10 protein-coding genes are annotated in these 11,198 nt (G+C 61.8%); 1 reads left to right on the forward strand and 9 read right to left on the reverse strand.

Going from position 1 to position 11,198, the window contains the following annotated elements; all coding sequences use genetic code 11:
- Positions 1-5: 5 nt before the first annotated feature.
- From fdhD to QQL79_RS12150, 3 genes are all read right to left on the reverse strand, one after another.
- Positions 6-836, reverse strand: a complete 831-nt coding sequence (fdhD, locus tag QQL79_RS12140; protein WP_284391134.1) for a formate dehydrogenase accessory sulfurtransferase FdhD — start codon at positions 834-836, stop codon at positions 6-8.
- On the reverse strand, positions 836-3,109 hold the full coding sequence (locus QQL79_RS12145) for an FdhF/YdeP family oxidoreductase (RefSeq protein WP_284391135.1): 2,274 nt from the start codon (positions 3,107-3,109) through the stop codon (positions 836-838). The genes fdhD and QQL79_RS12145 overlap by 1 nt, the downstream gene beginning before the upstream one ends.
- A 94-nt stretch (positions 3,110-3,203) precedes the next feature.
- Positions 3,204-4,130: a LysR family transcriptional regulator gene (locus QQL79_RS12150; protein WP_284391137.1), complete on the reverse strand. Its 927-nt coding sequence runs from the start codon at positions 4,128-4,130 to the stop codon at positions 3,204-3,206.
- Positions 4,131-4,265: 135 nt separating this feature from the next.
- On the opposite strand from QQL79_RS12150, the gene QQL79_RS12155 reads away from it, so the two are divergent.
- Complete coding sequence (locus tag QQL79_RS12155) at positions 4,266-5,552, forward strand: ABC transporter substrate-binding protein (protein ID WP_284391140.1); 1,287 nt, start codon at positions 4,266-4,268, stop codon at positions 5,550-5,552.
- A 39-nt stretch (positions 5,553-5,591) separates the two neighbouring features.
- Here the strand turns inward: QQL79_RS12155 and phnE (QQL79_RS12160) are convergent, their stop codons facing one another.
- The 6 genes from phnE (QQL79_RS12160) to QQL79_RS12185 form a co-directional block, all read right to left on the reverse strand.
- The gene (gene phnE, locus QQL79_RS12160) at positions 5,592-6,422 is read right to left on the reverse strand and encodes a phosphonate ABC transporter, permease protein PhnE (protein ID WP_284391142.1); all 831 of its coding nucleotides are present in this window, start codon (positions 6,420-6,422) and stop codon (positions 5,592-5,594) included.
- A gap of 2 nt (positions 6,423-6,424) precedes the next feature.
- Complete coding sequence (gene phnE / locus QQL79_RS12165) at positions 6,425-7,336, reverse strand: phosphonate ABC transporter, permease protein PhnE (protein ID WP_284391144.1); 912 nt, start codon at positions 7,334-7,336, stop codon at positions 6,425-6,427.
- A 58-nt stretch (positions 7,337-7,394) separates the two neighbouring features.
- Entirely contained in the window at positions 7,395-8,315 is a 921-nt protein-coding gene (phnD, locus tag QQL79_RS12170; RefSeq protein WP_284391146.1) for a phosphonate ABC transporter substrate-binding protein, read from the reverse strand.
- A gap of 82 nt (positions 8,316-8,397) precedes the next feature.
- Positions 8,398-9,222: a phosphonate ABC transporter ATP-binding protein gene (gene phnC / locus QQL79_RS12175; protein ID WP_284391147.1), complete on the reverse strand. Its 825-nt coding sequence runs from the start codon at positions 9,220-9,222 to the stop codon at positions 8,398-8,400.
- Between the two features lie 55 nt (positions 9,223-9,277).
- Entirely contained in the window at positions 9,278-10,477 is a 1,200-nt protein-coding gene (locus QQL79_RS12180; RefSeq protein ID WP_284391148.1) for an alpha-D-ribose 1-methylphosphonate 5-triphosphate diphosphatase, read from the reverse strand.
- Positions 10,464-11,198: a phosphonate C-P lyase system protein PhnL gene (locus tag QQL79_RS12185; RefSeq protein WP_284391149.1), complete on the reverse strand. Its 735-nt coding sequence runs from the start codon at positions 11,196-11,198 to the stop codon at positions 10,464-10,466. Before QQL79_RS12185 ends, QQL79_RS12180 begins: the two co-directional genes overlap by 14 nt.

The raw sequence follows: 11,198 nt of genomic DNA on the forward strand, positions 1-11,198 counted from the left end.
GGCTCTCAGTCGTCAGCCGCGATATTTTCCAGCCCACTGACAACGAGCGCAGCGTCGGCGCGGGCGAGCGTAACCAGCGTCAGCCCGGCCTTTGTTGCACGCTCGGCGGCGAGCGTGGTGGGCGCCGAGATCGTAACCAGCATGGGGCAGCCGGCCCTGACGGTCTTTTCGACCAGCTCATAACTGCAGCGGGCCGTGAGCAGGAAGAAACCCGTGGCGGGGTCGAGCCCGGTCCGCGCCATGGCGCCGACGAGCTTATCCAGCGCATTGTGGCGGCCGACATCCTCGCGAACCATGACGATTTCGCCGGCCGGACTGCAAAAGGCGGCCGCATGCACCGCCCCGGTTTGCTGGCTCAAGGGCTGGTGGTTCGGAAGATCGGCAAGGGCCTGGGATATGGCGTCCCGCTCCACCGTTATCTGCGCCGTAACCGGTGGTAAGGGCCGCAGCACCTGGGCGATATTGTCAATGCCGCAGAGACCGCAACTGCTCTCGGTCACGCGGACCCGTGCCCGTGCGATAGCCTTGTCACGCCCGCCAGGCGGCAATTGCAAACGGACGACCCAGCCGCCCTCCACGGGATGGGTCTGGATATCGAGAATATCTCCGGGCCCGGCAGCCAGGCCCTCGCTCAGGGCAAAGCCCATGGCATAATCGACAAGATCGGATGGCGTCGCCATCATCACCGCATAGCCGATGCCGCCGATCTCGATGGCGATCGGCGCCTCAACCGGCACGCTGCGCGCAATCTGCGCGTCAGCCTGCCGGCCAAGACCAAGGCCCAGCCGATCGAGCATGGTCTCCACCGCCGGCGGCGCTGAGATCACCGTAGGCATCAGGCCGCGCCCTGCACCACCCGAACCGGCACCGACTTGGCCGCCGGCGTTCCGCTGATCCGGTCGTAATAATCGAGTGGCAGCAGCGGATTAAGTTCGGGATAGTAACCGGCAACGGCCCCGCGCGGCATGGGATAATCCAGCACAGTCAGGTCTTGGACACGTCGCTCGATGCCGTCGCCGGCAATGGTCTCAAGGGTGATTTTCTGTCCCGGCTCGAGGCCCCTCGCCTTGCGGTCGTCCACATTCATGAACAGCACCATGCGGTCATTGTAGACGCCGCGATAGCGATCATTATTGCTGTAGATGGTGGTGTTGAACTGGTCATGCGACCGCACCGTGGCCAGACGCAGCATTGCCGTGTCATCGACCTGCGCATCGACATGCAGTCCCTCGAAAACCAGGAAATTGGCCTTGCCATTGGATGTGGGCCACACCCGCCGGCGCGGTGGAATATCGAGATGGAAGCCCTTGCGATCCTTGATCCGCTCAGAAAAGCCCTCATAGATTTGCGGATAGACCTCGGCGATCTTGTCGCGAATGGCATCGTAATCGTCGATATAGCTGGCCCAATCGACCTTGCTTGCCGGCAGGGTTGCCAGGGCCATGCGGCAGACGATCTCCACCTCGGGCAACAAGTCGGGAGCGGCCGGTTCGAGCACGCCGCGCGAGGCGGTAACGTTCGACATGGCGTCCTCGATGGTGACGAATTGTTCGCCGGCCTTGGTGTGGATCTGCTCGGACCGGGCGACCACGGGAAGAATGAGCGCATCACGCCCATGCACCAGATGGCCTCGATTGAGCTTGGTAGCGATGCCCACCGTCAGCGCCAGTTTGCGCATGGCCGCATAGGCCTGTTCGGTATCGGGAACCGCGCGGACGAAATTGCCGCCCAGGCCGATAAAAACCTTGGCCGCTCCATTCTTCATCGCCTCGACGGATTCGACCGTATGATGGCCGTGCTCGCGCGGTGGCTCGAAGCCGAAGACGTCGCGCACGCGATCGAGATAAAGCTGGCTGGGCTTTTCATCGATGCCGACGGTGCGGTCTCCCTGCACGTTCGAATGCCCGCGAATGGGAGCGATACCCGCACCCGGCTTGCCAAAATTGCCCCGCAGCAACAAGAGGTTGGCGATCTGCTGGACCATCCGCGAGCCATATTGGTGCTGGGTGACGCCCATGCCGTAGCAGATCATTGTCGCCCTGGAGCGGATATAGATCTCGGCGCAGCGCCGGATCTGATCTTCGGCAATACCCGAGATCGCAACGATATCCGCCCAATCCTGACTCATCACGTCGTCGCGCAATGCATCGATGCCGATGGTGTGTTCGGCAATGAAATCGCGGTCGATGACGCTTTCGCCCAGCGCCTCGCGCTCGAACATCACCTTCATGATGCCCTTGAGCAGGGCCAGATCGCCGCCGATCCTGATATGGACAAATTCGCTGGCAATCGGCGTCGAGCCGAACGTGGCCATCTGCACCACATCCTGCGGCTCGGTGAAGCGGATCAGTGCCCGCTCGGGCATGGGATTGACCGCAACGATGGGCACACCCCGCTTCCGCGCTTCGACCAGATTGGTCATCATCCGGGGCGAATTGGTGCCGGTGTTCTGGCCGATGATGAAGATCGCCTCGGCATGTTCGAAATCCTCGATCACCACCGTACCCTTGCCGACGCCGATCGACGGTGGCAGGCCGCGGCTAGTGGGCTCGTGGCACATGTTCGAGCAATCGGGGAAATTGTTGGTGCCGAACTCGCGGACAAAGATCGAATAGAGAAAGGCGGCCTCGTTGGGCGTGCGGCCAGAGGTGTAAAATTCGGCCTCGTGGGGACTATCCAGCGCCCGCAAATGGTCACCGATTAGTGCAAAGGCGTCGTCCCAGGAGCACGGCACATAGCGGTCGGTCGCCGCGTCATAGCGCATGGGTTCGGTGAGGCGACCCTGCATTTCGAGCCAGTAATCGGACTGCGCCATAAGCTCGGACACAGTGTGCTGTTGGAAGAATTCGCGGGTCACCCGGAACTTGGTCGCCTCATGGGCCAGGGCCTTGGCGCCGTTTTCACAGAATTCCAGCGTCTTCTTGCATTCGGGATCGGGGTAGGCGCAGCTCGGGCATTTGAAGCCACCAGGCTGGTTCATGGCCAACAGCGCCCGCGACCCCTTGGTGATGACGCTCTGCTCCATCAGCACCTTGGCCGTCGCGGCAGCTGCACCCCAGCCACCGGCAGGGTGATTATAGGCCTGATAGCGGGGTTCCTTGTCGCTCACTGCCGCGCTCCCTGGATATGATTTGTCACGACGCTGTGCCGGGCACTAGACCACAGCGCCGGACGATCCTCCATCGACAATGTGCCTGATAGCGCTAATCGCGGGGAGGAGGCAGGGTCTCGCGGCAAGCTGCGATCAGCCATTCCAGCACGTTTTCGAGGCGTTTTTCGCCGCGCCGCTCGGCCAGCACATAGATGCCCATGGGAATCATGGCCGGTGTTCCAGCCTGCTGCACTTCCATGACGCCCTGCTCGGCAAAATAGGGTGCGATGACATTGGAGATGCGCAGGAAAGCATCGGTGCTGCGCAGGTAATCGAGGCAGGCCGAAATCGAATTCGACCCGAAAATATAGCTTTCGCGCCCGAACGGCGCCTCCCCGCGCAACCGCCGCCAGTTCTCGTCGAAAAACCGCTGCTGCCGGCTTTCGGCCAGTGAACTGGTCACCACCGGGTAGGCCTCGATTTCCGCCGGCGTGCGCACCGCTCCCAGCAGCGGATGCCCGGCACGGACGAAAACGCCGTTATAAACTTGGCTGAGCCGGATGAACTGTGCCCCGATACCGCCGCTCAATCCGCGGATTTCGTGCGAGACGAACAGCGAGATGTCGCCCGACAGCAACTGGTCGAGGCACCGGAGCTGATCTCCCAGGCTCACCTGTACCGGCGCCTTGGGGTTTTGCTGCTGATAGCGCAACAGCATGTCGCGCACGAATATCGTCCACCACGAATAGCCGCTGCCAATGCTGATGCCGCGCTCGCTGCGAACGCGCATCTCGTCCACCGACTTGCGCATATTGTCGTCCAGCCGCTGCATCAGCCGGGCGTTTTCGTAGATCACTTCGCCATAGGGCGTCAGCCTGACACCACGCGCCGAACGCACGAATAGCCGCGCATTCAGGTCTCCCTCGAGCTTGCGCATGTTCACGGTCAATGTCGGCTGGGTGATGTTGAGCACCGCCGTTGCCGCCCGAATGCTGCCGGTTTCGGCAATCGCAATGAACTGTCGCAACAGCTTGTCCATGGTTCCTCCAGTGATAGATATCATCTATCTAACGCACCTGTTTTCGTATTTTTCTTGTGCGCTGCTGCATGTCAATCTGATCTTGAAGAAGGCGCCGCAGAGAGCGCCGCCCGCGATTCAAGGGAGGTTCACATCATGTTTCGCATTCCCCGCCGCCAGTTTCTGCTGGGCAGCTCTATGCTTGCCGCATCCAGCGGGCTCGGCCTGTCGTCCGCCTTCGCACAACAGGCTTCGCTGCGCCTGGCCTTTTGGGGCGGACAGGACCGTGCCAACCGGACCTATGCCGTCGTCGACAAGTTCACCGAAGAGAGTGGTGCGGAGATCGATGGCGAATTCATTGCCTGGGACGATTATTGGACGCGCCTGGCCACGCAGGTTTCAGGCGGCGCCGCGCCGGATATCTTGCAGATGGATTACCGCTATATCGTTGAATATGCCTCGCGCGGCGCCATCGCACCGCTGGACGATTTCATCGGCAATGTACTGCAGCTGGACGATTTCGATGCCGACCAGATCGCGGGCGGGCGCGTCAATGGCAAGCTCTATGGCATTTCGCTGGGCAGCAATTCGGCCGCGATGATCTACAATGCGACGGTTTTTGAAGAGGTCGGCATAGCGCCACCCGATCTCACCACCACTTATGACGACTACCGCGTCATGGGCGAGGCCTTTGCCAGCGCCAATCTGCGCAATGGCATCAAGGTGCTTTCCGATTCATCGGGCAGCGATGTCATGCTGGAAAACTGGCTTCGTCAGAATGGCAGCGCCCTCTTTACGGCAGAAGGCATGATCGGCTTCGATGAGACCGCATTGGCCGAGTGGTTCCGTCTCTGGGCCGATCTGCGGGATGCCGGCGTGATCGTTTCGGCCGAAGACCAGGCGCTCAGCACGGCTTCGGCAGAAGCGAGCATGATCATCACCAACAAGGCGGCTACGACGCCGATCCATTCCAACGAATTGGTGGTCTATCAGGGCATCAGCCCCGACAGACTCGGCCTGGCCAGCTATCCCTTGATCGGCGGTGGCGCCGGGGGACATTACCGTAAGCCTTCGCAATTCTTCTCGGTCAGCGGCACGTCGCAAAATGCGGAGCAAGCCGCAGCTTTCATTTCCTATTTCGTCAACGACCCGGCTGCAGCAAAACTGCTGGGGGTCGAGCGCGGAGTGCCCTGCACCCAGACAGCCCGTGACGCCGTGGCCGATGAGCTGACCCCTGAAAGCCGCGCCGCACTTGATTTTGTCGCCTCGCTTGGCGAGCTGGTTGGCCCGCTGCCACCCTCCCCGCCTCCAGCCGCTGGTGAAGTCAGCAAGGCGCTCGGCAATATCTCGCAGGAAATCGCCTTCGGCATGCGGTCTCCCGAGGAGGCGGCACAGGCATTCGTGGCCGACGCGGCGGCAATCCTGGCTCGCAGCAGCAGTTGATGCTTGGGGCTGCCGGGGCCTGGCCGGCAGCCCGCATCGTCAGACCAACCTGGCGCGGATGCGGCGCGAGATCGCGTCGATTATGGCGACTGTCACCAGGATCATCAGAATGATGAAAGCTGCCTGCTGCCAATTATTGATGCGGATACGGTCGGACAATTGCAGGCCGATGCCGCCGGCGCCCACAATGCCCAGAATAGTGGCGGAGCGGACATTGGATTCGAAGAAATAGAGCACGTGGCTCATCATCACCGGAAAGACCTGCGGCAGCACGCCCAGACGGACGACATGCAGTCCGCCGCCGCCTGACGCCCGCACACCATCGACCGGCTTCTTGTCGACATTTTCGATGGCTTCGGCGAAGAGCTTGCCCAAAACCATGACGTCGCCCACGGCGATGGCGAGCACGCCCGCGAAGGGGCCCAGGCCCACTGCGGAAACGAAAATCAGCGCCCAGACCAGTCCGTCAATGCCACGAAAGGCATCAAAGAAGCGGCGCAAGGTAAAATGGAACAGCCAGTTCGGCACGATGTTCTTGGCACCAAGAAAACCGAGCGGCACGGCAATCACCGCGGCGATGACGGTGCCGAGGAATGCCATGGCGATGGTTTCGAGCATCGCCCGACAATAGTCCCAAAAGCCGTCACCGGGCCAGGGCGGGATCATCAGGCCGACCAGCATGCCGAGCTTGGACAGGCCGTTGAAAATGCGCATAGGTGAAGCGTCGATCCACCATAGGGCGAAGGCGACCAGCCCGAGAAAAACCAGCCACAGGCTCCAGTCGCGCAGCCTGGCCAGCAGCGGGCGGGCGAAGATTTCCGGATTGGAACGCTTGAGCCGGGCAATGTCGGCGTGAAGGGCGACGGTCATGGTCAAGCGCTCCCGGTCAGGTCGTGGCCGATCAGGCGATGACGGATGAATTCACACAGGATGTCGATGACCGAGGTGGTGGCGATCAATAGCAGCATGATGGCGGAGATATCGGTATATTCGAATTGGCGGATGGCGACGTAGAGGTCCTGCCCGATGCCGCCGGCCCCCACAATGCCCAGTGCCGAAGCACCACGAACATTGATCTCGAAGCGCAGCAGCAGATAGCTGGCATAATTCGGCAGGGCCTGCGGCACGACGGCGAGACGCATGACCATGGGCCAGTTTCCACCGGCAGCGCGGACGCCCTCGATGGGTCGCGGATCGACGTTTTCGTTGACCTCGGCAAAGAGCTTGCCGAGCGATCCGGCGGTGTGCACGGCAATGGCCAAAACACCAGCAAAGGGGCCTAGCCCGAAGGCGAAGACAAAGATCAGCGCAAAGACCAGCTCGGGCACAGTGCGGCAGAATTCGAGCGTGCGCCGCGCGATGAAATAGACACTACCGTTTGCAACGAGATTGCGTGACGCGGGAAAGCACAGCGCCAGGGCCAGGAGACCGCCCAGGACAGTGCCGGCGAAGCCCATCAGGATGGTTTCGAGCAAAAGCCGCAGCCAGTAATTCAGCCCCCAATACCAATCGGCCATATCGGCCCCGAAGGTCGCAATAGACAGTTTGGGGAGGGTCCCTGCGATATAGTTCCACGCCATGGGCAAGCCCTTGACAAGGCCGGGCAGGCTGAAATCGCTGGCATTGATGGAGGCCAGGAGAGCAGCGAAAAACAGGAGTGCATAGCCCAGCGTCCAGAACAGACGGGTCGATTGCTCCCGGCGATAGCGGCCTTCAAATGAAAGCAGCCTTTCCTGCTGGGTCGTAGAGGCACGTAGGCCGCCTGCGGGGGTGAGTACGGACATGAGCCCTCCCAAAATGACAAGACCGGCACGCTTGGGCGTACCGGTCAAAAGGGTCGAGTCAGTTGGCGTTGCGGCGACGCTCTTCGGCGTTGAATTCAGTGATGGCGATCACATCGAGATAGTCTTCGTGCTTGGCTTCGACATAGCCACTCGAGCTGCCGCGCTGATAGGCATCGAAGCCTTCCGGGTCCTTTTCGGGGAAAGCCATGAGGGCGGCCTTGAATTCGTCCTGCAATTCCTGCGGCAGGCTGGTCAGCATCATAACCGGCGTGTTGGGGATAACCGGCGAGGTCCAGACGACGCGAACGGCCCCCTTCGGGATCAGACCCTTGGTTTCCATGGTCTGGATCGTGCCGGATGTTTCGTTGCGCCAGGAGGTGGCAACGGCCTCGAACGTGCCGTTGACGAGCGCCATGACACTCTGCTCGTGGCCGCCCGAAAAGGCCACTTCGCTGAAATATTCGTCGGCACTGGTGCCCATGGCAGTGGCGAGATAATAGGAGGGAACGGCATAGCCCGAGGTCGAATTGGGATCGGCAAAGGCGAAGGATTTGCCTTTCAGATCCTCGATGGTCTTGTATTCGCTGTCGGCGCGCACGGCGATCACCGAATAATAGCCCAGATTGCCTTCGCCATCGAGCGTCACGGCGACTGGTGCGATCCCCTCGCCCATGATCTTGCGAGCCAGCGCATAGGCAGCTGGACCAACCGAAGCGATCTGAACATGGCCGGACCGCATGGCCTCAACCACGGCCGCATAGTCGGTGCCGCGCACGATATTGACCGGGACTCCCAGCTCACGGCTGAGATAGTCGGCATAGGGCTGGGTGCGGGCGATGGCGTCGGTTTCATTCTCGCTTGAGGAAATACCGATGGTGAGTTCGGGGTATTGCTCGCGCCAATCCTGCGCCAGAACGGGGGAAACGAGGGCGGCCGAAAGCAGTACGGCCGCAGCACTGCGGCGCACGAAAGTAAACATTGATGTAGCTCCGAGGGGTTGGAGAGGCGACGCCCAGGGCCAACCGACATTCAACTGATGCTGAGCCGAATGTCGGTCGGTCCTAGTGCGCCACCTCCATCTGTCGTTCACCGGCAGGCGCCGGGTTTGTCGCGGCCATGGTCGAGGTCAGGGACTCGTCCACGGCCATATCCGTGTCGTCACCGTAGATTTGCTGGATAACAGAGCTGGTCAGTTGATTGGGCGTGCCGTCGAAGACGACGCGTCCTTGCGCCATGCCAACAATGCGGTCGCAATAGGCACGTGCGGCATCAAGTGTGTGCAGATTGCAGATGACGGTTATCTTGTCCTGCTTGTTGATGGTGCGCAGCGCGTCCATCACCAGGCGGGCATTGCGGGGGTCGAGTGAGGCGATCGGCTCGTCGGCTAGGATCAGGCTCGGCTTTTGCATGAGGGCCCGGGCAATGGCCACGCGCTGCTGCTGGCCGCCAGACAGGGTATCGGCCCGCTGCAGGGCCTGCGAGAGCAGGTCGAGACGGTCGAGCGCCAGGGCGGCATTGGCCCGGTCGGCAGACGAAAAGCGCTTGAACATGACGGGCAGCGTAGCGGCAGTGCCGATGCGGCCGATCATGACATTGGTCAGGACGTCGAGCCGATTGACCAGGTTGAACTGCTGGAAAATCATGGCGCATCGCGCCCGCCAGGCCCGCAGTGCCTTGCCATCGAGCGCACCGACATCGGTATCGCCATAGACGATCCTGCCTTCGCCGACACTGGCGAGGCGGTTGATCAGCCGGAGCAGGGTCGACTTGCCGGCACCTGACCGGCCGATCACGCCCACCATCTGGCCAGGGAGAAAATCGAGCGACACGGCGTTGACGGCGATCGTATCGCCGAAGCGCTTGGTGACTTTTCTGAGTTCGAGCATATCTCCACCCTGCGTTCTTGCCGTGGTCTGAAACTAGCGCGTCTCAGTGACAGCATTAACTCATTCGAATGACATGCTCGTGACGCGTCGCAATGCCTGGAAAAGCTAGGCTGCCGTCGGAATGGACAGGACGGCCGCGCGACAGCGTTGCGTGAACGCGGCCGACGCCGGTATCGCTGGCAACCAGCAGATCGGCCCGAAGGCCGGCGCGAATTTCGCCGCGATCTTCAAGGCCGAGCGCGCGAGCCGGATTGAGCGAGGTGAGGCGCGCGGCGCCCGCCAGGCCATCGGGATCGGTCTTGGCCAAAACCAGAACGGCCGGCAGCATGGCCGAGGGGTGGTAATCGGCGGCGAGCAGGTCGAGCACGCCGGCCTCATGCGCCGCACGAGCTGACAGATTGCCCGAATAGGACTGGCCGCGCAGCGCATTGGGGGCGCCCATGGCATTGAGCATGCCGCGTCTATGCGCTTCCTGCGCTGCTTCGAGCGTCACCGGAAATTCGCTGATATTGGCGCCGAGCTGGTCCATCAGCTCGACCTTTTCGATGGTGTCGTCGTCGTGACTCGCCACCGGCACGCCGTGCAAAGCGCAATATTGGGTGATGGCACGCAAGGTTGCGGTCATGTCGCCGGCCGTTGCCTGGCGGTCGCGGATGCGCTGCTGCAATTGTTCGGCCGCGACTTCGAGCGAAACGCCCTTATTCTTGGAAATGTTGGCGGCCTGCAATTCGAGGTCGCGATATTGCCCCTGCCCGGGGGTGTGGTCGCAGAGGGAAACCAGATCGACAGAGCCTTCGCCGACCAGTTCCTTGACCACGGACAGGGCTGCCGGGAAGGTCACTTCGAAGCGGGCATGCACGCGGTGGTCGATCAGCAGGTTCGGCCGGGCTGCGACAACGGCGCGGATCATTTCGCTGGTGAAATCGTAGGAGCGCATGTGGCCATAGGTAGAGCCGGGCGCGAAGGAGAGCGAGGCATAGGCGGTGGTGATGCCGCTGGTTGCCAGCTTCATGTCGAGATCGCGCAGGCCCATTTCCATGGGCATGCGGACGCCGGGACGCGGCTCGATCTCGCGCTCGATCATGTCGCCATGCATGTCGATCATGCCTGGCATCAGGATGAGACCATGGCCATTTACGGCAGCGCCATCGACCGGTGTCTCGCTGATTTCGGCGATCAGGCCATCTTCGATACGCAGCGCGCCGCGGTCGATCACCCGGTCGGAGAGGACAATACGAAAATCAGAGAGCCACATAATCTTCTTGCTCGCTTTGGTCGGAAACGACACTGGTGTTGAGGTTGATTTCACGGTCGATCAGCTCGGCCACGTCGCCAGGATGGTGGAAGACACCGATAATGGCGACGCCTTGCGCCTTGAGATCGCTCAGCCGACGGATAAGCGCGGCGCGGGCTCCGGCGTCAAGCGAGGCTGTCGGCTCGTCGAGCAAGAGCAACCGCTGCGGCAGGATGAGCGCGCGGGCTAGATTGACCTTCTGCTGCTCGCCGCCCGAAAACGTGCTGGGATAGGCCCGCCACAGCTCGGGACGCACGCCGAACTGGTCGAGCCAGTGGCGCGCCTGGTCCAGAGCTTCGGCCGGGTCGTGGCCGGCAAGGCGCAGCGGCTCGGCCACGATATCCTGCGCTGCGACGCGGGGCCGGGCATTAAGGAACTGGGTGACGAAGCCGATTTCCTGCCGTCGCAGCAGGGCGATATCGACGTCAGCGGCAGTGGCCAGATCGATGTCGCCATGGCTGGAGCGATACCAGACATGCCCGCCCACCGGCAGGTAAGAACGCCAGATGGTGCGCAGAAGCGTCGATTTACCCGCGCCGTTATGGCCGCGCAGCAGCAGGAACTCGCCTTCATGCAGGTCGAAGCTCACATCTTCGAAGGCATGCAGCATGCTATCGAGGTGGTACATGCGGAAAGTCTTGGTCAGGCGCTCGACACGCAGCAGGGGGGATGAAGCCGTCAT

The organism is Devosia yakushimensis, assembly GCF_030159855.1.
GTDB classification, from domain to species: domain Bacteria; phylum Pseudomonadota; class Alphaproteobacteria; order Rhizobiales; family Devosiaceae; genus Devosia; species Devosia yakushimensis.

Excerpts from the sequence above, each read along its gene's own strand:
- fdhD (WP_284391134.1), bottom strand. The coding sequence starts at position 836 with ATGCCTACGGTGATCTCAGCGCCGCCGGCGGTGGAGACCATGCTCGAT.
- QQL79_RS12150 (WP_284391137.1), bottom strand. The coding sequence starts at position 4,130 with ATGGACAAGCTGTTGCGACAGTTCATTGCGATTGCCGAAACCGGCAGC.
- QQL79_RS12155 (WP_284391140.1), top strand. The coding sequence starts at position 4,266 with ATGTTTCGCATTCCCCGCCGCCAGTTTCTGCTGGGCAGCTCTATGCTT.
- phnE (WP_284391142.1), bottom strand. The coding sequence starts at position 6,422 with ATGACCGTCGCCCTTCACGCCGACATTGCCCGGCTCAAGCGTTCCAAT.
- phnE (WP_284391144.1), bottom strand. The coding sequence starts at position 7,336 with ATGTCCGTACTCACCCCCGCAGGCGGCCTACGTGCCTCTACGACCCAG.
- phnD (WP_284391146.1), bottom strand. The coding sequence starts at position 8,315 with ATGTTTACTTTCGTGCGCCGCAGTGCTGCGGCCGTACTGCTTTCGGCC.
- phnC (WP_284391147.1), bottom strand. The coding sequence starts at position 9,222 with ATGCTCGAACTCAGAAAAGTCACCAAGCGCTTCGGCGATACGATCGCC.
- QQL79_RS12180 (WP_284391148.1), bottom strand. The coding sequence starts at position 10,477 with ATGTGGCTCTCTGATTTTCGTATTGTCCTCTCCGACCGGGTGATCGAC.
- QQL79_RS12185 (WP_284391149.1), bottom strand. The coding sequence starts at position 11,198 with ATGACGGCTTCATCCCCCCTGCTGCGTGTCGAGCGCCTGACCAAGACT.